Annotated in this window: 19 protein-coding genes; 18 read left to right on the forward strand and 1 reads right to left on the reverse strand. The window is 72.7% G+C overall.

Annotation, left to right across the window (positions count from 1 at the left end; all coding sequences use genetic code 11):
• Nucleotides 1-127: 127 nt before the first annotated feature.
• The 6 genes from ACFWE2_RS14635 to ACFWE2_RS14660 all read left to right on the forward strand — a co-directional run bounded on the left by ACFWE2_RS14635 (nucleotide 128) and on the right by ACFWE2_RS14660 (nucleotide 8,824).
• Nucleotides 128-928 carry an IclR family transcriptional regulator gene (locus tag ACFWE2_RS14635; protein ID WP_377224980.1) on the forward strand — a complete coding sequence of 267 codons (801 nt, stop codon included), beginning with the start codon at nucleotides 128-130 and terminating at the stop codon, nucleotides 926-928.
• A gap of 133 nt (nucleotides 929-1,061) precedes the next feature.
• On the forward strand, nucleotides 1,062-2,627 hold the full coding sequence (gene aceB, locus ACFWE2_RS14640) for a malate synthase A (RefSeq protein WP_377224981.1): 1,566 nt from the start codon (nucleotides 1,062-1,064) through the stop codon (nucleotides 2,625-2,627).
• A gap of 119 nt (nucleotides 2,628-2,746) precedes the next feature.
• Nucleotides 2,747-4,204 carry an FAD-linked oxidase C-terminal domain-containing protein gene (locus ACFWE2_RS14645; RefSeq protein WP_377224963.1) on the forward strand — a complete coding sequence of 486 codons (1,458 nt, stop codon included), beginning with the start codon at nucleotides 2,747-2,749 and terminating at the stop codon, nucleotides 4,202-4,204.
• Entirely contained in the window at nucleotides 4,204-5,508 is a 1,305-nt protein-coding gene (locus ACFWE2_RS14650; protein WP_377224964.1) for an FAD-binding oxidoreductase, read from the forward strand. The genes ACFWE2_RS14645 and ACFWE2_RS14650 overlap by 1 nt, the downstream gene beginning before the upstream one ends.
• Complete coding sequence (gene glcF, locus ACFWE2_RS14655; RefSeq protein WP_377224965.1) at nucleotides 5,508-6,845, forward strand: glycolate oxidase subunit GlcF; 1,338 nt, start codon at nucleotides 5,508-5,510, stop codon at nucleotides 6,843-6,845. The genes ACFWE2_RS14650 and glcF overlap by 1 nt, the downstream gene beginning before the upstream one ends.
• A 161-nt stretch (nucleotides 6,846-7,006) precedes the next feature.
• A complete protein-coding gene (locus ACFWE2_RS14660) occupies nucleotides 7,007-8,824 on the forward strand; it encodes an L-lactate permease (protein WP_377224966.1) in 1,818 nt (605 codons plus the stop codon).
• Between the two features lie 30 nt (nucleotides 8,825-8,854).
• Here ACFWE2_RS14660 and ACFWE2_RS14665 read toward each other — a convergent pair whose 3' ends face one another.
• Nucleotides 8,855-10,081, reverse strand: a complete 1,227-nt coding sequence (locus ACFWE2_RS14665; RefSeq protein ID WP_377224967.1) for a hypothetical protein — start codon at nucleotides 10,079-10,081, stop codon at nucleotides 8,855-8,857.
• On the opposite strand from ACFWE2_RS14665, the gene ACFWE2_RS14670 reads away from it, so the two are divergent.
• The 12 genes from ACFWE2_RS14670 (at nucleotide 10,046) to ACFWE2_RS14725 (ending at nucleotide 23,684) form a co-directional block, all read left to right on the forward strand.
• Nucleotides 10,046-11,092, forward strand: a complete 1,047-nt coding sequence (locus ACFWE2_RS14670; protein WP_377224968.1) for a hypothetical protein — start codon at nucleotides 10,046-10,048, stop codon at nucleotides 11,090-11,092. The two genes, ACFWE2_RS14665 and ACFWE2_RS14670, sit on opposite strands and share 36 nt — an antisense overlap.
• Nucleotides 11,089-12,096, forward strand: coding sequence for an HAD hydrolase-like protein (locus ACFWE2_RS14675; RefSeq protein WP_377224969.1), 1,008 nt, complete (start codon nucleotides 11,089-11,091; stop codon nucleotides 12,094-12,096). The genes ACFWE2_RS14670 and ACFWE2_RS14675 overlap by 4 nt, the downstream gene beginning before the upstream one ends.
• Nucleotides 12,097-12,315: 219 nt before the next feature.
• Nucleotides 12,316-12,498: a hypothetical protein gene (locus tag ACFWE2_RS14680; RefSeq protein ID WP_377224970.1), complete on the forward strand. Its 183-nt coding sequence runs from the start codon at nucleotides 12,316-12,318 to the stop codon at nucleotides 12,496-12,498.
• 2 nt (nucleotides 12,499-12,500) lie between these two features.
• Nucleotides 12,501-13,457, forward strand: a complete 957-nt coding sequence (locus tag ACFWE2_RS14685; protein ID WP_377224971.1) for a TlyA family RNA methyltransferase — start codon at nucleotides 12,501-12,503, stop codon at nucleotides 13,455-13,457.
• Nucleotides 13,454-14,488, forward strand: a complete 1,035-nt coding sequence (locus tag ACFWE2_RS14690; protein ID WP_377224972.1) for an NAD kinase — start codon at nucleotides 13,454-13,456, stop codon at nucleotides 14,486-14,488. Before ACFWE2_RS14685 ends, ACFWE2_RS14690 begins: the two co-directional genes overlap by 4 nt.
• A gap of 8 nt (nucleotides 14,489-14,496) precedes the next feature.
• Nucleotides 14,497-16,251, forward strand: coding sequence for a DNA repair protein RecN (recN, locus tag ACFWE2_RS14695; protein ID WP_377224973.1), 1,755 nt, complete (start codon nucleotides 14,497-14,499; stop codon nucleotides 16,249-16,251).
• Nucleotides 16,252-16,256: 5 nt separating this feature from the next.
• Nucleotides 16,257-17,480 (forward strand): putative cytokinetic ring protein SteA, encoded by a 1,224-nt coding sequence (gene steA / locus ACFWE2_RS14700; RefSeq protein ID WP_377224974.1) that lies wholly within the window; start codon nucleotides 16,257-16,259, stop codon nucleotides 17,478-17,480.
• 89 nt (nucleotides 17,481-17,569) lie between these two features.
• Entirely contained in the window at nucleotides 17,570-18,529 is a 960-nt protein-coding gene (locus tag ACFWE2_RS14705) for a copper transporter (protein ID WP_377224975.1), read from the forward strand.
• Between the two features lie 39 nt (nucleotides 18,530-18,568).
• Nucleotides 18,569-19,495 carry a hypothetical protein gene (locus tag ACFWE2_RS14710; RefSeq protein WP_377224976.1) on the forward strand — a complete coding sequence of 309 codons (927 nt, stop codon included), beginning with the start codon at nucleotides 18,569-18,571 and terminating at the stop codon, nucleotides 19,493-19,495.
• Nucleotides 19,492-21,231 (forward strand): murein biosynthesis integral membrane protein MurJ, encoded by a 1,740-nt coding sequence (gene murJ / locus ACFWE2_RS14715; RefSeq protein ID WP_377224977.1) that lies wholly within the window; start codon nucleotides 19,492-19,494, stop codon nucleotides 21,229-21,231. Before ACFWE2_RS14710 ends, murJ begins: the two co-directional genes overlap by 4 nt.
• Nucleotides 21,232-21,372: 141 nt before the next feature.
• Nucleotides 21,373-23,055 (forward strand): CTP synthase, encoded by a 1,683-nt coding sequence (locus ACFWE2_RS14720; RefSeq protein WP_377224978.1) that lies wholly within the window; start codon nucleotides 21,373-21,375, stop codon nucleotides 23,053-23,055.
• Nucleotides 23,052-23,684: an NUDIX domain-containing protein gene (locus tag ACFWE2_RS14725; protein ID WP_377224979.1), complete on the forward strand. Its 633-nt coding sequence runs from the start codon at nucleotides 23,052-23,054 to the stop codon at nucleotides 23,682-23,684. The genes ACFWE2_RS14720 and ACFWE2_RS14725 overlap by 4 nt, the downstream gene beginning before the upstream one ends.
• Nucleotides 23,685-23,797 lie beyond the last annotated feature (113 nt).

Genomic DNA, 23,797 nt, shown 5'->3' on the forward strand with positions numbered 1-23,797 from the left:
GCCCAGCACAACCCCAACGGGGTGGGTGCGGGCTCCACCCCCTACACGCATACCCAGAACAATCCCGGCCGGGAACGATCCCGGCAGGAACAGCAAGCTGGCCGCCGCACGCCCCTCGTTCCGCGTTATGGAATGCTGCTTCCGTGAGCCGGTAGCTCCGGCGTTCCGATCGGAGGGTGACGTGGCAGAGTCTGGCGTGCAGTCGGTCGAGCGAGCGCTCGACCTGCTCGAGATTCTGGCGGAGGTCGGTGGTGATGCCGGCCTGAGTGAGCTCTCGGAACAGTCGGGGCTGCCATTGCCGACCATCCATCGGCTGATGCGCACCCTCGTGGCCCGCGGTTACGCTCGTCGGCTTCCCTCGCGCCGCTACGCGCTCGGGGCGCGGATGATCCGCCTCGGCGAGTCGGCGGGCCGCCAGCTCGGGGCCGGCGCGCGGCGCCATCTGGCACGAGTCGCTCGCGAGCTCGGTGAGACGGCAAACCTGGCCATGCTCGACGGAGAGATGGCCGTGTACGTCGCCCAGGCGGCGTCGTCGCACTCCATGCGGATGTTCACCGAGGTGGGGCGACGTGTGCACCTGCACAGCACCGGCGTCGGCAAGGCGCTGCTGAGCGAGCTGCCCGACGCGGCGGTGCGCGACATCGTGGCGCGCGCGGGTCTTGCCCCGGCCACCGATCGGACCCTCACCGACATCGATGCGCTCCTTGCCGCGACGGCCGAGGCGCGCGAGCGCGGCTACGCCGTGGACGACGGTGAGCAGGAGATCGGTGTTCGGTGCTTCGCCGTCGTCGTCCCTGGGGCACCCGTGCCTACGGCGCTGTCGGTGTCCGGTCCCGCGGCGCGGGTGTCGTTCGAGTTCGGCGATCGAGCGGTGCCGGTGCTGCACGAGGTCGCGCGCGACATCGGAGTGGAGCTCGCCGGCGGCTGAGCGCCCGTTGACCCCTCGCCGTCGGGCACCTAGGGTTTTCACTAGGAAGTATTTGGTTTCCGCATCGTGGAATTGACGATGAGGCACCAACCACTCGACCGAGGGAAGACACGTGGACACTCCAGACGGCCTCATGATCACCGGCGACATCGCACCCCGCGCGGAGGAGGTGCTCACACCCCGCGCGTTGGAGCTGGTCGCCGTCCTGCACCGGGCGCTGGACGACCGGCGGCTCGAGCTGCTCGAAGCGCGAGCGAGGCGGGTCGCGGATCTCGCGGCGGGTGGCACGCTCGACTTCCTCCCGGAGACGAGGCACATCCGTGAGGACCCGACCTGGCGCGTCGCCCCGCCGGCGCCCGGGATCGAGGACCGCAGGTGCGAGATCACCGGCCCGACGGACCGGAAGATGACCATCAACGCGCTGAACTCCGGCGCCAAGGCGTGGCTCGCCGACCACGAGGACGCCAACACGCCGCAGTGGAGCGCCGTCGTGGGCGGGCAGCTCAACCTGCTCGACGCGATCAACCGGAACATCGACTTCACCGGTGAGAACGGCAAGCACTACGCGCTCAAGCCGGACGAGGAGCTGGCCACGATCATCGTGCGCCCGCGCGGCTGGCACCTGCCGGAGAAGCACATCCTCGTCGACGGTCGGCCGGTCTCGGGCAGTCTCGTCGACTTCGCGCTGTACCTCGCGACCGCCGGCCTCCGGCAGATCGAGAAGGGCCAGGGGCCGTACTTCTATCTCCCGAAGATGGAGTCGCACCTGGAGGCGCGGCTCTGGAACGACGCGTTCGTGCTCGCCCAGGACTTCCTCGGCATCCCGCAGGGCACCATCCGTGCCACCGTGCTCATCGAGACGTATCCCGCGGCCTTCGAGATGGAGGAGATCCTCTACGAGCTCCGGGACCACAGCTCCGGCCTGAACGCCGGGCGCTGGGACTTCATGTTCTCGGTCATCAAGTCGTTCCGGACCCGCGGCACGGAGTTCATGCTGCCCGACCGCAACGCCGTCACCATGACCGTGCCGTTCATGCGGGCCTACACCGAGCTGCTGGTCAAGACCTGCCACACGCGCGGCGCGCACGCGATCGGCGGCATGGCCGCGTTCATCCCGAGTCGCGACGAGGCGGTCAACGAGGCCGCGTTCGCGAAGGTTCGCGACGACAAGACCCGGGAGGCGAACGACGGGTTCGACGGGTCCTGGGTGGCGCACCCCGGCATGGTGGACCTCTGCAAGGAGGTGTTCACCTCCGTGCTCGGCGACAAGCCGAACCAGATCGACCGCACCCGTGAGGAGGTCCAGGTCACGGCGGCACAGCTCCTCGACGTCGCAAGCACTCCCGGCGACGTCACCGAGGCAGGGCTGCGGAACAACGTCTCGGTGGGGATCCAGTACCTCAAGGCGTGGCTCGGCGGGCTCGGCGCCGTCGCGATCTTCAACCTCATGGAGGACGCCGCCACGGCGGAGATCTCCAGGTCGCAGGTGTGGCAGTGGCTGCACAACGACGTGACGCTCGCCGACACCGGTCACCAGGTCACGCGCGAGCTGATCGACCAGATCGTCGAGGAAGAGATCGCCAAGCTGCCCGGCGACGCGGCAGACTACGAGGAGGCGAAGCAGACGTTCCTGGAGGTGGCGGTCGCGGACACCTACGCGGACTTCCTGACTCTCCCGGCATACGCCCGAATGCCCTGACCGACCCGTTGAGTGCTGGATATTTGTCCTTCGGACCGCCTCCGGAGGGCAAATATCCAGCACTCAACGGAGCAGTGGTGGTCGTAGGTTGGAGGTTGTCCTTGTCTGGAGACGTTGGTGTGGCGCTTGAGGTCGTGATCGCCGAGCTCGTTGACGCGCTCGGTGAGGAGCGGGTGATCACGGACCGGCAGCGGCGTCGTACGTACGAGTGCGACGGGCTCTCGGTGTACCGGGTGATCCCGGGCGTGGTGGTCCTGGCCCAGGGGCCCGACGACGTCGCCACCGCGGTGCGAGCGTGCGCGCGGCACTCGGTGCCGTTCGTCGCGCGCGGTTCGGGTACGGGACTCTCGGGCGGGGCGCTGCCGCACGCCGAGGGTGTGCTCGTGGTGATGTCGCAGATGCGGACCGTCCGGGAGGTCGACGTCGACAACCAGCGGGCCGTCGTCGACCCGGGGGTGATCAACCTCCAGCTCACCGCCGCCACCAGCCCGGACGGGTACTACTTCGCGCCGGACCCGTCCAGCCAGTCCATCTGCTCGATCGGTGGGAATGTCGCCGAGAACTCGGGCGGCGCGCACTGCCTCAAGTACGGGTTCACCACGAACCACGTCACGGGCCTGGACCTGGTCACGCCCGGCGGCGAACAGGTGGAGATCGGCGGCAAGGCGCCGGACCCGCCCGGGTACGACCTGCTCGGCGCGCTCGTGGGCAGCGAGGGCACGCTCGGTATCGTCACCTCGGCGACGGTGCGTCTGACGCGGCTCCCGCAGGAGGTGCGGACCCTGCTCGCCGCCTTCCGCTCCATGGACGACGCCGGTGCCGCCACCTCGGCGATCATCGCCGCCGGGGTGATCCCGGCCGCCATCGAGATGATGGACGGCCTCGCGATCGAGGCCGCCGAGGCGGCGGTGCACTGCAACTACCCGGCCGGTGCGGGGGCCGTGCTCGTGGTCGAGCTGGACGGCCCGTCGTCCGACGTCGCGGGGGAGTTCGACGACGTGGTGCGTCTGTGCGAGGAAGCGGGGTCGTTCGAGGTGCGGGTCGCGGCCGACGACGCCGAGCGCGCCCTGATCTGGAAGGGCCGCAAGTCCGCGTTCGCCGCGGTGGGCCGGATCAGCCCGGACTACATAGTCCAGGACGGCGTGATCCCGCGGACCGCGCTCCCGCTGGTGCTGCGTCAGATCGCGGCCCTCTGCGAGGCGGCCGACGTGCGGGTCGCGAACGTGTTCCACGCGGGCGACGGCAACCTGCACCCGCTGGTGCTGTTCGACGGTTCCGTCGAGGGCGCTGTCGAGCGGGCCGAGGCCGTGGCCGGCGGGATCCTCGACCTGTGCCTGGAGCACGGCGGGTCCATCACCGGTGAGCACGGTGTGGGCGCGGACAAGGCGAGTCACATGCCGCGCATGTTCACCGCCGACGACCTCGACACGATGCAGGCCGTGCGGTGCGCCTTCGACCCGGACGGCATCGCCAACCCCGGCAAGGTCTTCCCGACGCCGCGGCTGTGCGGGGACCAGCCCGGCAGGCGCCGAGGCGCGCACCCGCTCGCCGAGCCCGGCGTGGCGGAGGTCTTCTGATGGTGGACCTGCAGCGGCTCGAGGACGCGCTGAAGCGGGACGGTGGCCAGGTCCAGGAGGCGGGTCCGGCGGATGCCGTGGACGGCGTGCCCGCGGCCGCGGTCGCCCGGCCGGCGTCGGCCGACGGGGTGGCAGCGGTGCTGCGCGAGGCGACCGCTCAGGGCCTGGTGACCGTCGCGCGCGGGGCGGCGACCGCGCTGGACTGGGGCGCGCCGCCCGAGCGGGTGGACCTGATCCTCGATACCACGGGCCTGGACCGGCTGGTGGAGCACGGCGCGGGTGACCTCGTGGTGGTCGCCGAGGCAGGGCTGTCGGTGGCGGAGCTCGCGGAGACGGTCCTGGGCGCGGCGCAGGAGCTGGTGGTGGACCTGCCGCCGGAACGGCTCGCCGGGGGCTCCACCGTGGGCGGGGCGCTGTCGACCGGAGCGTCCGGGCCGCGCCGCCTGCAGCGGGGCGGGATCCGTGACCTGGTGCTCGGGGCCACCGTCGTGCTCACCGACGGCACCGTCGCCTCGTCGGGCGGCAAGGTCGTCAAGAACGTCGCCGGGTACGACCTGGCCAAGCTCCTGACCGGCGCGTACGGCACGCTGGGCATCGTGGTGCGGGCCGCGTTCCGGCTGCACCCGGCCCGGCCGGACCGGGCGTACGTCGTGGTCACCGGCCCGCCGGCCGACGTCGCCGCGCGGGCCCGGGAGGTCGTCGCGTCGCAGCTCGCGCCCGCCGCGGTGGAGATCGACCGGCCGGCGGGGAGCGACGTCGCCGAGGTGGCGGTGCTGATCGAGGGCACGGGTCGGGCGGTGGGGCAGCGGGCCGCGGCTGTCGCCGAGGTGCTGGGCGGGCGGGTCCAGGCAGCGGCGCCCGGGTGGTGGGCGGCGTTGCCGGAGGGCTCGACGGGCTCGACCGGCGATCGGAGCCCGGCCGGCGACGGAAGCCCGGCCGGCAGCGGTGGGACCTATGCCAAGGCGACCGCGACCCTCGTCGGGGTGGCTGGTCTGCTGGCCGCCGCCCGGGAGGCCGAGCAGCGGTACGGCGCCGGCGTGGCGTTGCGGGGGAGCGCCGCCGGGGTGTTGCACGCGGTGGTGACGGGGACGCCGGAGGCCACGGCGTCCGCCGTCGGGCACCTGCGGGGTGCTGCGACCGACCCGCGCGACGGGACCGTGACCGTCCTGCGGGCGTCGCGCGCGGTGCGTGCGGAGCTGGACGTGTGGGGCCAGGTGGGCGGGCTCGACCTCATGCGCGCGATCAAGCAGCAGCTCGATCCGGGGCGCAATCTCGCGCCAGGCCGATTCGTGGGAGGTATCTGATGACTGAGGCGAAGCCGGACCTGCTCGGCTCGTTCGGCGGGGCGGGGGCCTTCGACGCGCATCATCCGCCGGCTCGTGAGCTGGTGGACGACTGCGTGCACTGCGGGTTCTGCCTGCCGGCCTGTCCGACGTACTCGCTCTGGGGCGAGGAGATGGACTCGCCGCGCGGCCGGATCTACCTGATGAAGGAGGGGCTCGAGGGCGAGCCGATGTCGGCGTCGCTGGTGCAGCACGTCGACGCCTGTCTCGGCTGCATGGCGTGTGTGACCGCATGCCCGTCGGGCGTGCAGTACGACAAGCTGGTCGAGGCGACCCGGCAGCAGGTCGAGCGCCGCGGCGCCGAGCACCGGACGCGCGGGCAGCGGCTGCTGCGGTCGGCGATCTTCGCGCTGTTTCCCCGGCCGGAGCGGCTCCGGCTGATCCGGCCGCTCCTCGCGCTGTACCAGCGGTCGGGTCTGTCGTGGCTGGTGCGGCCGGTGCTCGCGCGCGTGTCGCCGACGCTGGCCACCATGGAGGCCATCGCGCCGCCCGTCGGTCCGCGCATCCCGGTGCCCGCGCTCGTGCCCGCCGTCGGCGCGAGACGGATGACAGTCGGGATGCTGCTCGGCTGTGTGCAGCGCGAGTTCTATCCGGGGGTGAACGCCGCGACGGCGCGGGTGCTGGCGGCGGAGGGTTGCGAGGTCGTCGTGCCGCCGGACCAGGGGTGCTGTGGCGCGCTCTCCGTGCACGCCGGCCGTGAGGCGGAGGGGCTCGGCTACGCGCGGGCGCTCGTCGACACCTTCTCGGCGGCGGGCGTCGAGCGGATCGTGGCGAACTCGGCGGGGTGCGGCTCCACCATGAAGGACTACGCGCACCTGCTGGCGGACGATCCCGAGTACGCGGAGCGGGCGGCGGAGTTCGCGGCGAAGACCCGCGACATCTCGGAGGTGCTGGCGGAGCTCGAGCCCGTGGCGCCCCGGCACCCCCTGCCGATGACCGTTGCGTACCACGACGCCTGCCACCTGCGGCATGCGCAGGGCGTGAGGGCCCAGCCGCGCGCCGTGCTCGCGACGATCCCCGGTCTCGTGGTCAAGGAGATCGCCGAGGGGGACATGTGCTGCGGGTCGGCGGGCATCTACAACCTGACCAACCCGGAGCCCGCGCGCGAGCTGGGCGACCGGAAGGCCGCGAACGTCGCGGCGACCGGTGCTGAGCTGCTGGTCACATCCAATCCCGGCTGCCTGCTCCAGATCACGGACGCCCTCGCCCGGCAGGGGCGCGAGATGCCCACTGCGCATATGGTGCTCGTGCTGGACGCGTCACTACGAGGGCTGCCGCCTGGAGCTTTGCGCGGATGAAACTGCGCGGATGAACTGGCGCGGATGAACGGGCGTGGGTGAAACAGGTACTCCCGCTTGCCCGGGGTAACTGCTACGTTTGCCGGCAAGTGGACTGATAGTTCCGACATGCGAAAGTTCCAGCGAACCCTACCCGGCAGCGCGGCCGGACTGGAGTCACCATGGACAACCTCGGCGTCCTCGCCCTGCTCGCCCTCCTCCCGATCCTCGTCGTAGGAACGCTGCTGCTCGGCTTCCGCTGGCCCGCGCGGACGGCGATGCCCGTCGGCCTCGCGGTGGTGGTCGTCGTCGCCCTCTTCGCGTGGAAGATGTCGCTGGTCGCCGTCAGCGCGTCCATCGTGCAGGGGCTGCTGATCGCCGTCGGGCTGCTCTGGATCATCTTCGGCGCGCTGCTCATGCTCGAGACCCTCGTCAAGAGCGGCGCGCTGCAGACGATCCGTGCCGGCTTCACCACGATCAGCCCCGACCGGCGGGTCCAGGTGATCATCATCGCCTGGCTGTTCGGGTCGTTCATCGAGGGCGCCGCCGGGTTCGGCACCCCCGCCGCCGTCGTCGCCCCGCTGCTGCTCGCTCTGGGCTTCCCCGCGGCGGCCGCCGTCATGGCCGGGCTCATCATCCAGTCCACCCCGGTGAGCTTCGGCGCCGTCGGTACGCCGATGCTGACCGGGCTCGGGACGGGGCTCGCGGACACCTCCGGCGCGCTGGCACCGGAGGTGCAGGCGCGGGCCGACGCGCTGGGGCTGGACCAGCTCGGCTTCATCGCGCACACCGCTACCCAGGTCGCGACCATCCACGCGATCGTCGGCATCCTGGTGCCGCTCATCCTCGTCACCCTGATGTGCGGGTTCTACGGCGAGAAGCGGTCGTTCCGCGCGGGGCTGGCCGTGGCACCGTTCGCGATCTACGCGGCGCTCGCGATGATCGTGCCGTACGTGACCGTCGCGTACGTGCTCGGGCCGGAGTTCCCCTCGATGCTCGGCGGCTTCCTCGGGCTGGTGCTCGTGATGTTCACGTCCTCGAAGGGCTTCCTCATGCCGAAGGACGTGTGGGACTTCCCGCCGCGCGAGCGCTGGAGCGACCGTTGGATGGGCACGGTGGACCCCACCAAGGAGGCGGACGCGATCACGCGCAACATGTCGATGGTCCGGGCCTGGTCGCCGTACGTCATCGTCGCCGCGCTGCTGCTGGTCACCCGGAACGTCCCGGCGATCAAGGACTTCCTGATGGGACCGGCGGCTCTCGAGGTGCCGAACATCTTCGGCACCGGCATCAGCCAGAACCTGGAGCTCCTGTACTCGCCGGGCGCGATCTTCCTGCTCGCGTGCCTCGTCACCTACGTGCTGCACGGCATGAAGGGCGAGCAGATCAGGGCGTCGTGGAAGGTCGCGGGCGGGCAGCTCGGCGGTGCGGCGTTCGCGCTGCTGTGCGCGGTGCCGCTGGTGCGGATCTTCATCAACTCCGGGCCGGACTTCAACGCCGCCGGGCTCGACTCGATGCCGATCACGCTCGCCCAGGCCGCCGCCGACCTCGCCGGTCAGGGCTGGCCGATCGTGTCGCCGTTCATCGGCGCGCTCGGCGCCTTCGTCGCCGGGTCGAACACCGTGTCCAACATGATGTTCGCGCTCTTCCAGTTCAACACCGGGATCGGCATCGGCGCGGCCTCGCCGGAGACCGTGGCCGCGCTGCAGGCGGTCGGCGGTGCCGCGGGGAACATGGTGGCGGTGCACAACGTGGTCGCCGCGGCGGCGACGGTCGGCCTGCTCGGGCGCGAGGGCGACCTGATCCGCAAGACGATCCTGCCGATGACGTACTACTGCCTCGCGGCAGGCGGCATCGGATACCTGTGGATCTTCGGGTTCGGGTTCAACGCGGGCACGGCCGTGCTGCTCGTCGTGGGCGCCGCCCTGGTCCTGGCAGCGACCTGGATGCTGCGGAAGACCGACGCGTACAACCCGGAGGTCGTCCCGGCACGGGTGTGACGGCACGTCGGACGACGCCCGCCGCGCACGTCACAGCGGTTCGACCCCGGGGGACGGTCGCTCGCATGGGAGAATGAGCGAGCATCTGTCATCGAAGGGAACACCGTGAACGAAACGCCCCGTGACCAGGGGAACGACCGCGAGGGCGACCGCCGTGGCGAGCGCACAGGCGGCAGTCGCAACGAGGGCCGGGGGCCGCGTCGCGACGACCGCGGTGGTGACAGGGGCCGCCGCTTCGACGGCCCTCGTGGCAGTGGCCCGCGGCGCGACGACCGCGGCGCCGACCGCCCGCGCCGACCGTACGAGGACCGGGGTACCGACCGTCCCCGCCGTGACGACCGCGGCGCCCGCACTGATCGCGCCCCGTACCGCGGGAACGACGGCGACCGTCCGCGCCGGGACGACGGCCCGCGCCGCTCCTTCGGTGACCGTGACGAGCGCCCGCGTCGCAGCTTCGAGGACCGCGGCGGCAGCCGTCCCGTGCGTCGGGACGACGAGCGTCCGGCCCGCCGTTCGTTCGACGACCGGGGTCACGACCGTCCGCGCCGCGACGACCGGGGCACGGACCGTCCGTTCCGCAGGGACGGCGACCGTCCGGCCCGTCCTTCGTACGGGGACCGCGACGACCGTCCGCGCCGCAGCTTCGACGACCGTGGGGGCAGCCGTCCCGTGCGTCGGGACGACGAGCGTCCGGCGCGCCGTGACGACGACCGTCCGCGCCGTTCGTTCGAGGACCGGGGCGGTGACCGTCCCGCACGCCGGGATGACCGTCCCCGCCGCTCGTTCGAGGACCGGGGCAGCGACCGTCCGGCCCGTCCTTCGTTCGGCGACCGTGCCGACCGCCCCCGCCGCGACGACCGTCCCCGTGGTGACGACCGACCCCGTCGCACCGACGGCGACCGTCCGGTCCGTCGCGACGACCGGGGTACCGGCCGCCCGGCCCGCCGGGACGACGACCGGCCGCGTCGCTCGTTCGGCGACCGTGACGACAGGGGCGCCCGCGACGGCCGCGGTCGTGACGACCGGGCCGCTCGCCCGTTCCGTGCGAAGGACGGCGACCGTCCCGCGCGACGTGACGACCGCGGCACCGACCGTCCGTACCGTCCGTCCAACGACCGCGACGACCGTCCCGCGCGACGCGACGAGCGCGAGGAGCGAGCCCCGCGGCCTCCTGAGCCGGAGATCGCCGAGGGCGTCGAGTTCAGCCAGCTCGACCGCGAGGTGCGTTCGCGCCTGCGCGGGCTGAGCAAGGACCACGCCGAGTACGTCGGACTGCACCTGCTGATGGCCGGCCGGATGATCGACGTCGACCCCGAGCGCGCCTACGAGCACGCACAGGCGGCGCTGCGCGGTGCCGGCCGGATCGACATCGTGCGCGAGGCCGCAGGCCTGGCGGCGTACCACACCAACCGGTTCGCGGAGGCGCTGCGCGAGCTCCGCACCGTCCGCCGGCTGAACGGCTCGTCGGAGCACCTGCCGATCATGGCCGACGCCGAACGCGGGCTCGGCCGTCCCGAGCGTGCGCTCGCCCTGGCGGCGTCGGAGGAGGCCGCCTCGCTCGACGCGACCGGCCGTGTGGAGCTCGCGATCGTCGCGAGCGGCGCGCGTTCCGACCTGGGTGAGCACGACGCCGCACTGGCGGTGCTCGACAAGATCGCCCCGGAGGACGCCACGGGCGACTCGGCGCTCCGGGTCGTGCAGGCGCGCGCCCTGGCGCTCGAGGCGGCCGGCCGCGTCGACGAAGCCGAGGCCCTGCTGAGGACCGTGGACAGCAAGGCGCTCGAGCGTGCCATCGGCGGCCAGACGTTCGAGGAGGACATCACGGTGTTCGACGTCGAGGAGGACGCGGCGCTCGCCGAGGAGGAATACGCGGCGGAGCACCCGGAGGAGTCCACGAAGGACACGTCGGACGACGAAGACGGGGAGCCCGAGGACTCGGACGAGGACGCCGACGAGGACGACGAGGATTCGGACGACGGGTCCGCGGACTCGGCGGACTCCCCGGACTCAGGTGACTCCGCGGACTCTGGCGACTCGGCTGATTCCGGCGACTCGGCTGATTCTGCCGATTCGGCGGACGCCGTCGACGAGCCGAGCGATCCCGAGTCGGACGAGGAGTCCGCAGCGGGGCAGGCCGAAGAGGCCGGCGACCTGGCGGGTGACCGTCCCGACACCGACGACGCGGCTCCCGCACCCGAGGTGAGTGACACCGAGGGTGAGCCGGCCGCTGAGGGTGACCGGTCCGACGTCGGGCAGGACAAGGCGTGACCGCGAGCGCCGGCCTGCTGGCGAGCGCGACCCCGCTGGCCGCCGCGTACGACCTCGCGCTGGTCGACCTGGACGGCGTGGCGTACAAGGGGCACCTGCCGATCGAGCACGCGGCGGCGAGTCTCGCCGCCGCGCGTTCGGGCGGGATGCGCCTGCTGTTCGTGACGAACAACGCGTCGCGCGAGCCGGAGGACGTCGCCGGCCAGCTCACGGGTCTGGACATCCCGACGGATCCGGACGAGGTGATGACGGCGGCGCAGGCGTGTGCCGCCCTGCTCACCACGAGGCTCGGCCCGGGTGCGAAGGTGCTGGTGGTGGGCGGGAAGGGCCTGGTGACGGCGGTACGGTCGGCGGGCTTCACGGTGGTGGGGTCGGCGGACGACAAGCCGGACGCCGTCGCGCAGGGGTACTCGCCGGAGGTGGGCTGGGCAGAGCTTGCCGAGGCCGCCTACGCGGTGGAGGCCGGTGCGTGGCACGTGGCGAGCAACCTTGACCTGTCGCTCCCGACGGCGCGTGGTTTCGCGCCGGGGAACGGTGCCCTGGTGGGCGCGGTGGTGTCGGCGACGGGTGTGCCGCCGGACAGCGCGGGCAAGCCTTCGCCGACCATGTACCGCCTTGCGGTCGAGCGGGCGGCCGCGAGCCGGCCGCTGGTGATCGGGGACCGGCTGGACACCGACCTCGGGGGTGCGCGCGGTGGCGGGTACCCGGGGCTGCACGTGCTGACGGGTGTCTCGACGGCGCGTGACGCGGTGCTTGCCGTCCCGGGTGAGCGCCCGTCGTTCCTGGGGGCCGACCTGCGTGCGCTGCTCGAACCGCACCCGGCGCCGGTCCGCACGGACGGCTGGTACGTGTGCGGGGGCGCGTCGGCGCAGGTGGCCGACGGTGCGCTGCGGCTCGACGGGTCGGGGATCGACCTGGTGCGCGCCGCGTGCGCCGCGGCGTGGGCCGCGGTCGACGCGGGGGACGACCTGGACCCGGCGACGGTGCCCGAGCTGGCGGCCTGAGCCGCAGGTGGTGCCGAGGTGACAGTACGAATGCGGAGTGTGTTGCTCTGCGTGGACGATGTCGACGCAGAGCAACACACCTCGCAGACGTAGGCCTTCCCCGGCCGCCACCGACATGGAGCTCCGGGCCGACTTTCTCCCGGGCTCTGTCGGTGGCGGCGGGTACCGTGTCTGGACAAGCACCAGGCACGGACGAGCACAGTGGAGCGTTGACGCAGGATGGACCAGTTCTACGAGACCGAGGAACTTTCGAGCGGCTCGGCCGACCCCGACGCGGGTGTCCGGAGCGCGCTCGACGCGCTCGACGGGCTCGACGACCTGCCGCCGGCGGAGCACGTCGCGCGGTTCGAGGCAGTGCACGACGCGTTGCGGGCCCACCTGAGCGGTGACACCGCCCTGTGACCATGACGACAGGTGCGGGTCAGGGTCGTGTCGACGCCGAGCTGGTGCGGCGTGGCCTGGCGCGGTCGCGCAAGCACGCGGCCGAGCTGATAGCAGCCGGGCGGGTGGTGGCAGGTGGCCGTGCGGTCGCCAAGCCGTCGGCGCTGGTCGCCGCCGGCGAGGCGATAGAGGTGTCGGGCGGTGAGTACACGGAGTACGAGTACGCCTCCCGGGCGGGGCTCAAGCTCGCCGGGGCGCTCGACGCGCTGGACGCCCTCGCGGCAGACCTGGTGGTCAGCGGGGCGTGGTGCGTGGACCTCGGCGCGTCGACCGGCGGCTTCACCGACGTGCTCCTGCGGCGTGGCGCCGCGCACGTCGTCGCCGTCGACGTCGGCCACGACCAGATCGTGCCCCAGCTACGGGAGGATCCGCGCGTCACGGTCGTGGAGGGGTTCAACGCGCGCGACCTGACGCCGGGAGACCTCGACCGGTCGCCGGACGTCGTCGTCGCGGACCTCTCGTTCATCTCGTTGCGGAAGGTCCTGCCCGCGGTGGCCCGGGTCGCGGGCACGGACACGCATGCGCTGCTGCTCGTCAAGCCGCAGTTCGAGGTGGGCAGGGAGCGGCTCGGCTCGGGCGGGGTGGTGCGCGACCCGGCTCTGCACCGTGACGCGGTGGAGTCGGTCGCCCGTGCCGCCGAGGAGGCGGGTCTGCGGGTCCGTGCGGTGGTGCCGAGCTCGTTGCCGGGCCCGAACGGCAACCGTGAGTTCTTCCTCTGGCTCGTGCCGGCTGGGCAGGGCTGGACCGCCGGTGCGATCGACGAGGCCGTGGCCCAGGCCGTCGCCTGGGACCCCGCGGCGGGGGCGCCGGGCGAGCCGGGTGCGGTAGCCGGCCCGCCGCCCGTGCCGCCGGCCGTCGTCGTCCGGGAGCGGCAGCGCCCCGACCAGCAGACGGACGAGCAGAAGGAGCAGGAGCGGTGACCAGGCGCGTCCTGATCGTGACCCATGGCGGACGCCCTCGGGCGGTCGCGGCGCTGGCCGAGGCCTTGCGTGAGCTGAAGGCGGCGGGCTTCGAGGCGACGCTGCACGACGACGCGCTCGCGGAGGAGTTCGGCGACCACATGGCGGCGAACCGGGTCCGTGAGGGTGTGCACCGGTCCGAGGCGGTGATGGTGCTCGGCGGCGACGGCACGATCCTGCGGGCGGCGGAGCTGACCCGGGGTACCGACGTGCCTCTGCTCGGCGTGAACCTCGGGCACGTGGGCTTCCTCGCCGAGTCGGAGCGGGAGGACCTGCGCGCGGCTGTCCAGCGGCTCGCGGCCCGCGACTACGAGGTCGAGGAGCGGGCGACCGTCGAGGTCACGGTGCACCTGCCGGGCACGGCGGAGCCGGTGGTCGGCTGGGCGCTGAACGAGGCGACGGTCGAGAAGGCCACGCGCGACCGCATGCTCGAGGTCGCGATCGGCGTGGACGGCCGCCCCCTGCTCTCGTTCGGCTGCGACGGCGTGGTCATGGCAACGGCCACGGGGTCCACCGCGCACGCCTTCTCGGGCGGCGGTCCGGTGATCTGGCCCGACGTCGACGCGGTGCTCATGGTGCCGCTCTCGGCGCACGCCCTGTTCGCGCGGCCGCTGGTGATCGGCCCGCGGTCGCGGTACACGGTCGACGTGCTGCCCCAGTCGACGGTCGAAGGAGTGCTGACCTGCGACGGCCGGCGCGAGATCCGGCTGCCCCGCGGGTCTCGCGTCGTGGTGCGGCAGGGCGGTACGGTGCGGCTCGCACGGCTGTCGAACGCGCCGTTCGCCGACCGTCTCGTGTCGAAGTTCAGCCTGCCCGTCTCGGGGTGGCGGGACCGTGTCGGTTCAGGTGCCGGTTCGGGTGCCGGTTCGGGTGTCGGGTCAGGTCACGCCGAGGCGCAGGATGTACCTTCTGACCCAGCCGACATCAAGGACCCGGCCGGCACCAGGTCCGGGACCGCAGAGATACCACCAGAGTTACCACCAGAGAATTAAGGAGTCCGGTGCTCGAGGAGATCGCTATCGAGAACCTGGGCGTCATCCGCTCGGCCCGGGTACCCCTGTCCGACGGCCTGACCGTCATCACGGGTGAGACGGGTGCGGGCAAGACGATGGTGCTCACGGGCCTCAACCTGCTCATGGGCGCCAAGGCGGACCCGCAGTCGGTGCGCCCGGGTGCGTCGTCGGCGGCGGTGGAGGGCCGGGTGCGGGTCTCCGGCCGCGACGCCGTGCTGGAGCGGGTGGACGAGGCGGGCGGCGAGGTGGAGGACGACGGCACCGTCGTGATCCTGCGGACCATCGCCGACGGCCGGTCGCGCGCCCACCTGGGCGGCCGTGCCGTACCGCAGGGCGTGCTCGCGGAGATCGCCGAGGACCTGTTCACGGTCCACGGCCAGTCGGACCAGCTGCGGCTGCGCACGTCGGCCAAGCAGCGCGACGCCCTGGACACGTTCGTCGGCCCGGCCCACCAGCGCGTGCTGGCCTCGTACCGCACGGCCTGGACCGAACGCGGCGGGCTCCTGGCGGAGATCGCCGACCTCGAGGCGCGCGGCGCCGAGCGGGCACGTGAGGTCGAGCTGCTGCGGATCGGCCTGGAGGAGATCGAGCGGGTGGACCCGCAGTCGGGCGAGGACACCGAGCTGCAGGCCCAGATCGAGCGCCTGTCCAATGCCGAGGCCCTGCGCACTGCGGCGACCGAGGCGCACGAGGCGGTCGCGGGCGAGGACGCCGACGGCGCGCGCGAGAACGCGATAGCGCTCGTGGAGCGGGCGCGGCGCGCCCTGGACTCCGCCGCCCACTCCGACGCCGCGCTCGGCGTGCTTGCCACCAGGTTCGCAGAGGTGGGCTACCTCCTCTCGGATGTGGCGACCGACGTCGCCGCGTACGTCGACGACCTGCAGGCGGACCCGGCTGGGCTGGAGACCGCGCACAACCGCATGGCCGAGCTGAACGCCCTGACGCGCTCCTACGGCGAGACGATCGACGACGTGCTGCAGTGGGCGAGCGACGCCGGCCTGCGCCTGCTCGACCTGGACGACGGCGGCGACCGCCTCGTCTCGATGCGCGACCGTGTGACCGAGCTGGACGGCGAGCTGGCCAAGCTCGCCGAGATCCTCACCGCCGAGCGCACCCGCGGCGCGTCCCAGCTCGCCGAGGCGGTGACCAACGAGCTGCACGGCCTCGCGATGGGCGGCGCCCACCTCGTGGTCCAGGTGGAACCGCTCGAGCAGCCCGGGCCGTTCGGCGCCGACCAGGTCACCTTCCTGCTCGTGCCGCACCCGGGCGCCCCGGAGCGGCCGCTGGGCAAGGGCGCGTCCGGCGGTGAGCTCTCGCGCGTCATGCTCGCGCTCGAGGTCGCGCTGGCGACGTCGGGTGGCGCGGCGGCGGCGCGCACCGCCGACACCCCGCGCAGCACCTTCGTGTTCGACGAGGTCGACGCCGGGGTGGGCGGCCGGGCGGCGGTCGAGGTGGGCCGCCGTCTGGCGCAGCTCGGTCGCAGCACCCAGGTGGTCGTGGTGACCCACCTGGCGCAGGTCGCGGCCTTCGCGGACGCGCACCTGGTGGTCACGAAGAGCTCGGACGGCGACGGCGCCACGCAGGGGGAAGATGACGGAATGATCACGGTTACGGGCGTGCGCGAGGTCACCGCCGACGCGCGGGTCCGGGAGCTGGCGCGCATGCTGTCCGGCCAGGACGACTCGGAGACGGCGCGTACCCACGCCCTGGAGCTCCTGGAGTCCTCGGTCGTGGGACGATAGAGGGGATGAAGCTGATCTCCCGACCCGAGAAGCGCGCCGAGAAGAGCGCAGCGAAGACCGCCACGGCGCAGTCCCTTGCGACGACGCAGGCCACGGTGCGCGGGCCTGCCCGGATCGGAGCTCGTACCAAGGAGCTCACCTCCCGGCTGGACAGCGGTGACGTCGCCGTGATCGACCATGTGGACATCGACCGTGTGGCGGCGGACGCCCTGGTGTCAGCCGGCCCCGTCGCGGTGCTGAACGCGGCGCCGTCGACCTCCGGCCGCTACCCCAACACGGGCCCGAACATCCTGGTCGAGGCGGGCATCGTCCTCGTGGACGGCCTCGGCCCGTCGATCATGGCGCTCGACGAGCGGGCCGACGTCCAGATCGTCGGCAACGAGATCCTCGTCGACGGCGAGGTGGTGGCCAAGGGCACCTACCAGACGCCGCAGACGGTGGCCGCCGACCAGGCGGCCGCCCGCGAGGGCCTGTCCGCCGAGATCGAGCGGTTCGCCGAGAACACCATGACGTACCTGCGCCGCGAGCGGGACCTCCTGCTCGACGGCGTGGGCGTGCCCGACATCCGTACCCCCATCGAGGGCCGCCACGTCCTGATCGTGGTGCGCGGCTACCACTACCGGGAGGACCTCTCGCTGCTGCGGTCCTACATCCGGGAGAACCGGCCCGTCCTGATCGGCGTGGACGGCGGCGCGGACGCGATCCTCGACGAGGGCTGGCAGCCGGACATGATCGTCGGCGACATGGACTCCGTCTCCGACCGGGCACTGGCCTGCGGCGCCGAGATCGTCGTGCACGCCTACCGCGACGGCAAGGCACCGGGCCTGGAGCGCGTCAAGGCGCTCGGCGTGGAGCCCGTCGTCTTTCCCGCCACCGGTACCAGCGAGGACATCACCATGCTGCTGGCCGACGACAAGGGTGCCGAGCTCATCGTCGCCGTCGGCACGCACGCCACGCTCGTCGAGTTCCTCGACAAGGGGCGCTCCGGCATGGCCTCCACCTTCCTCACCCGGCTGCGCGTCGGTGGCAAGCTCGTGGACGCCAAGGGCGTCTCGCGGCTCTACCGCACGCGGATCTCCAACACCCAGCTCACGCTGCTGTCCGGCGCGGGCGTCGCGGCGGTGCTCGCGGCCCTTGCCTCGACCTCGGCGGGCCAGACCTTCTTCGGACTGATCGGGGCACGCATCGACGACGTCGTGTCCTGGATCAGCCAACTGTTCGGCGGCTGACCGGTCGGGAGCACGCCTCCGACCTCTGCCGCCCCGACCTGATGCCGGGCTCGCATCGCCCGGAACACGCCTAAGGACTCCTCCGTACCGTGATCGACTTCCGATACCACCTCGTCTCGCTCATCTCCGTCTTCCTCGCGCTCGCCGTCGGCATCATCCTCGGTGCCGGCCCGCTGCAGGGCGCGATCGGTGAGACCCTGACGGAGCAGGTGGACGCGCTGCGTGCCGAGCGCACCGACCTGCGCACCGAGCTGGACGCCACGCAGACCGCCCTCGACGGCGACGAGCGCTTCATCGAGGCGGCCGGCGCACAGCTCGTCACCGGCGCGCTCCAGGACCAGCGGGTCGCGATCGTGCAGCTCGGTGACGTACCGCAGGACGACGCCGACGGTGTGCTGAACCAGCTCACCACTGCGGGCGCGAACGTCGTGTCGACCTCCGTGCTCACCGATTCCTGGACCGACGCCGCCGAGCAGTCGTCCAACGAGACCGTCGCCGGGGGCCTGCGCGCCAACCTGGGCACGGCGGCCCCCGAGGGCGACGACCCGAGCGCGATCCTCGGCGCGGCGCTGGCGCTCGCGCTCACCGGCACGGAGAACGGCACCGAGCGGAGCGCGCAGGCGCTGGACCTCGAGGTACAGCTCGAGCGCCTCGGCTACATCGAGGCAGGCGACGAGCAGACGGAGCCCGCCCAGGCACTCGTGCTGCTCGTGGGCTCCGCCGCGCAGCCGCAGGCGACGACCGACGGTGCCACCGAGGCGACGGAGCCGACGCCCGACGTGTGGACCGCCGTGACCCGCGCCGCCCAGGAGGTGTCCGGGGCGGCCGTGCTCGCCGGGCCGACCGACGAGCCGGGTGACACCGTGCAGGCAGTGCGCGACGACGAGGACATCGCCGCCGAGGTCAGCACGGTGAGCGGCATCAACCGGCTCGTGGGGCGCATCAACGTGCCGCTCGCGCTCGCGGCACGACTGGACGACGTCGTCGGCCAGTACGGCTTCGAGGACGACGCGACGGCCGTCGTACCGCCGGTCGTCGAGGCCGAATAGCTCGCTGACGTACTGACCGACACAGACCGAGGGGTAGTCATGGGTGCAGGCAGGTTCATCGCCGCTGGCATCGTCGCCGGAGCCGTGACGGCGTTCGCGCGGCGCAAGCTGGACGAGAAGGTCGCGGAGGGCCGCCTCGGCGGCGCCGCCACGTGGACGCGGACCAACCATCGCGGCGAACCGATCAGCCTGCTGGAGGGCCCGGCGGTCACCGCGGGTCTCGTGGCCGGCGCGGCGGTCGGGGGCGGCAACGCCCCCGGGGCGACGGCGTTCGCCACGGCCGCCGCGGGCGCCTTCGGCCTGGTGGACGACCTCGCCGAGGACACGTCCGTGCGCACCAAGGGCCTGCGGGGCCACCTCGGCGCCCTCCTGGAGGGCCGCCTGACGACCGGCGGGCTCAAGGTGCTCGGCATCTCCGGCTCCGCGCTGGTCGCCGCCGCCGTGGGTACGCGCCGCACGGGCGGCGCGTTCGGGCACCTGGTCGACGTCGGGCTCAACGGCGCGCTCATCGGGGGCACCGCGAACCTGATCAACCTGTTCGACCTGCGCCCCGGCCGGGCGCTCAAGGCAGGTGCCGCCGCGAGCCTCCCGTTCGTGCTGGGCGGCGCGGGCGCGACGGGCGCCGTGCTGGGCGCCGCGGCGGCCGCGGCCCCCGGCGACCTGGGGGAGAAGGACATGCTGGGCGACGGCGGCGCCAACGCGCTCGGCGCGCTCGTCGGCAGCCAGATCGCGTTCGGCACGTCCCGCGCGGTGCGGTGGACGGCGCTCGCCGGCGCGGTCGGGCTGATGCTGGCCTCGGAGAAGATCAGCTTCTCCAAGGTCATCGCGGGGAACGAGTGGCTGAACAAGGTCGACATGCTCGGTAGGCGGCCGGTCGAGCCGGCACCGGTGGCCGAGCCGGAGCCGGACACCAGCGGCGTGCGGTCGACCTCTGCCTCCGACCCCATGGGTTCCCCGGGCGCGTGAGCCGCGTCAGAACCCTGGCGAGCGCGGCGCTGCTCGTCACCGTCGTCACCCTCGCCAGCCGGATCGTCGGCTTCGGCCGCTGGCTCGGGCAGGGGGCCTGGCTCGGGTCCGACGGCGTCGGGACGGTCTTCAACTCCGCCAACCAGCTACCCAACGTGCTGTTCGAGGTGGCCGCGGGCGGTGCGCTCGCCGGCGCCGTCGTCCCGTTGCTCGCCGGGCCGCTGAGCCGGGCGGCGTTCACTGCCGACGGCACCGCCGCCTCGAAGGAGCAGGCGTCGAGGATCGCCTCGGCGCTGCTGGGCTGGACGCTGGTGGTGCTGGTGCCGCTGGCGGGGCTCATGGCGCTCCTGGCGCGCCCGATCATCGGCCTGACCGGGCTGAGCGACCCGGTGCACGTGGACGTCGCGACGGCCTTCCTGCGGGTGTTCGCCGTGCAGGTGCCGCTGTACGGCCTGGCCGTCGTGCTGGGCGGCATCCTGCAGGCCCACAAGCGGTTCTTCTGGCCGTCCTTCGCGCCGCTGGTCTCGAGCCTCGTCGTGATCGTTGTCTACGCGGTCTTCGGCGCGCTGGCGAACGGTGACCAGCAGCAGGTCGCCGAGCTGTCCGGCCGGGCGCTGGCGTGGCTGGCGTGGGGGACGACGGTCGGCGTCCTGTTCCTGGCGCTGCCGCTCGTCGTGCCCGTGTGGCGCACCGGGCTCCGGCTGCGGCCGACGCTGCGGTTCCCGTCGGGGGAGGGGCCACGGGCCGCGCGCCTCGCGTTCGCGGGGGTGGGCGCGCTGGTGGTCCAGCAGCTCTCCGTGTTCCTCACGCTGCGCGCGGCCAACGCGGCGGGCGGCGACGGCACGCTCTCGGTCTACCTGTACGCACAGCAGGTCTATCTCCTGCCGTACGCGGTGCTCGCGTTCCCCATCGCGACCAGCGCGTTCCCGCACTTCGCCGAGCATGCGTCGGCGGGCCGCCTCGACGAGCTGCGTTCGCTCGTGGCGCGGACCACCCGGAGCCTCCTGCTCGTGACGGCGGCCGGCGCCGCCGCGCTGATGGCAGCGGCGCCGTACGTCGAGCGGGTCTTCGACCTGATCGTGCGCGGCGACGCCCCCGGCATGGCGGCCGGGCTCGTCGCCCTGGCGCCGGGGCTCGTCGGCTTCGCGCTGATCCTGCACCTGTCGCGGGCGCTGTACGCCGTCGACCACGGGCGCGCCGCCGTGATCGCCACCGCGAGCGGATGGGGCGTGTCGGCGCTCGGCGCGGCCCTCGTGCCGGTGCTGTTCGCCGGGCGGTCGCCGTCACGAGGCTGCGCAACGCCGGCCTGCGCCGACGACGCGCTGCAGACCGACGTCATGGCGGTCCTGGGGGCCGTCGGCACCGCGGGGATGGTCGTGGCCGGTCTCGGCCTGCTCCTGGCCGTGCGCAGGCACCTGGGCCCGGGCGCGCTGAGCGGCGTCTGGCGGGCGCTGCTGGTGCTCGTGGCGGCAACGGGCGTCGGAGCCGCCGCCGGGTGGCTCGTGCCCGCCTGGCTCGGGTCGCGGGAGCCGTTCGGCTGGTTCGTGTCCGGGTCGCGGCACGAGGTGGAGTTCGACGGCGGCCGGTTCGCCGTCGAGCTGGGCCTCGGGCTGGCCGTCGGCCTGCTGGCCGCATGCGTCACGCTCGTGCTCGCGGTGCTGCTCGATCGCGACCTGCGCGCCGCCGTCCGGCTGCGGCTGGGTGAGGTGCGGGGGAAGTTCTCCCGGAAGTCCTGACACAGCGAGCGCGATAGGCCCGACAGGGGCAGACTCGATCGGAACCAAACCGACAGTCCCCGAGCAGATTCCCGAGCGATCCAGAGCGTGTGCTGGTTCTAACACCACGAGCACGCCGCACCTCGGATAGGGTGGAGTTCCGTGGTCGAACACCGAAGCAGTCTCCAGTCCCGTCAGCGGTCCGGCGCCTCCACGCCGACCAAGCACATCTTCGTCACCGGTGGTGTGGCGTCCTCTCTCGGCAAGGGTCTGACGGCGTCGTCACTCGGCCGACTTCTTCGCTCGCGTGGCCTCAGCGTCACCATGCAGAAGCTGGATCCCTACCTCAACGTGGATCCCGGCACGATGAACCCGTTCCAGCACGGCGAGGTCTTCGTCACCGAGGACGGTGCCGAGACCGACCTGGACATCGGCCACTACGAGCGGTTCCTCGACATCGAGCTGCCCGCCTCGTCCAACGTGACCACCGGTCAGGTGTACTCGCGCGTCATCGCGAAGGAGCGTCGCGGCGAGTACCTCGGCGACACCGTGCAGGTCATCCCGCACATCACCGACGAGATCAAGCTCCGCATGCGCGAGCAGGCCTCCGACGACGTCGACGTGATCATCACCGAGATCGGCGGAACGGTCGGCGACATCGAGTCGCAGCCGTTCCTCGAGTCCGCGCGCCAGGTGCGGCACGAGCTCGGCCGCGACAACGTGTTCTTCCTGCACGTGTCGCTGGTGCCGTACATCGGCCCGTCCGGCGAGCTGAAGACCAAGCCGACGCAGCACTCCGTCGCCGCGCTGCGCACCGTCGGCATCCAGCCCGACGCGATCGTGCTGCGCTCCGACCGCCCGGTGCCGCAGGGCATCAAGAACAAGATCGCGCTCATGTGCGACGTGGACACCGAGGCAGTGATCAACTGCGCCGACGCCCCGTCGATCTACGACATCCCGCGCGTCATCCACGCCGAGGGCCTGGACGCGTACGTGGTGCGCCGCCTCGGCATGCCCTTCCACGACGTCGACTGGGACGGCTGGAGCCGGCTCCTGGAGCGTGTGCACGAGCCCGAGCACAACGTCGAGGTCGCGCTGGTGGGCAAGTACATCGACCTGCCCGACGCGTACCTGTCCGTGACCGAGGCGCTGCGGGCCGGCGGCTTCGCGAACGACGCGAAGGTCGGCATCCGCTGGGTCGCGGCCGACGACTGCCAGACGCCCGAAGGCGCTCAGGCCTCCCTGGAGGGCGTCGACGCGATCCTGGTGCCCGGCGGCTTCGGCGTGCGCGGCATCGACGGCAAGGTGGGGGCCCTGCGCTGGGCGCGCGAGAACCTCGTGCCGACCCTCGGCATCTGCCTCGGCCTGCAGTCGATGGTCATCGAGTACGCGCGCAACGTGCTGGGCTGGGCGGACGCGTCGTCGACCGAGTTCCACCCCACGAGCAGCCACCCCGTAGTCGCCACCATGGCCGAGCAGAAGGCGATCGTGGAGGGCGAGGGCGACATGGGCGGCACCATGCGCCTCGGCGCCTACCAGGCGCAGCTCACCGCCGGCTCGGTCGTGGCCAAGGCCTACGGCAGCGAGAAGGTGTCCGAGCGGCACCGTCACCGCTACGAGGTGAACAACGCCTACCGCGCCGAGCTGGAGGAGGCGGGCCTGCTGATCTCCGGCACGTCGCCCGACTCGTCGCTCGTCGAGTTCGTCGAGCTCCAGGCCGACCTGCACCCGTACTACGTGTCCACGCAGGCGCACCCCGAGTTCAAGTCGCGTCCCACCCGCGCGCACCCGCTGTTCTCGGGCCTGATCGCGGCCGCGCTCGAGAAGCAGGCCGCGGGAGCATGAGCGGCGACGAGGTCACCGACGTCATCGACCCGCGCCCGGCGCGCCGGCTGGACGTCCCGTTCCAGGGTTTCGTGGTCGACATGGTCTCGGACGAGGTCGACCTGGGCGAGGCCGGCGGGATCGTCCGCAGGGAGTACGTGGACCACCCGGGCGCGGTGGTCGTGGTGGCGCTGAACGACGACGGCGAAGTCCTGCTCCTGCGCCAGTACCGGCATCCCGTCGGCGCGTTCCTCTGGGAGGCGCCCGCCGGACTGCTCGACCTGGACGGCGAGGACCCGCACGTCGCGGCGGCCCGCGAGCTGGCCGAGGAGGCGGACATGTCCGCCGCGACCTGGGACGTGCTGCTCGACCTGCTGCCCACACCGGGTGGCAGCAACGAGGCGGTGCGCGTCTACCTGGCCCGCGACCTCACGCCGGTGCCCGACGACGAGCTGCACACCCGGGAGGCCGAGGAGGCCGACATGGTCGTCGTCCCCGTGCCGCTGGAGGAGGCCGCCGCGCTGGCGCTCGCGGGCAAGCTGCACAACGCGGCGACGATCGCGGGGGTCCTCGCCGCGGCGATCGGACGGGCCTCGGACTGGGAGACGCTGCGCCCGGTGGACAGCCCGTGGGAGTACCGCAAGAACTGACGACCGGGTGGTTCGGCCCGCCCTGGGCGCCGAGCTCGGTCGGTTGCGCCCCTCGGCTCCGTGACTTCGGTCGGTTGCCCTGAGATCGGTCAATCAAACGACCGATCTCAGGG

The sequence above is a fragment of the Promicromonospora sp. NPDC060271 genome (assembly GCF_042726755.1).
Classification (GTDB): Bacteria; Actinomycetota; Actinomycetes; order Actinomycetales; family Cellulomonadaceae; genus Promicromonospora.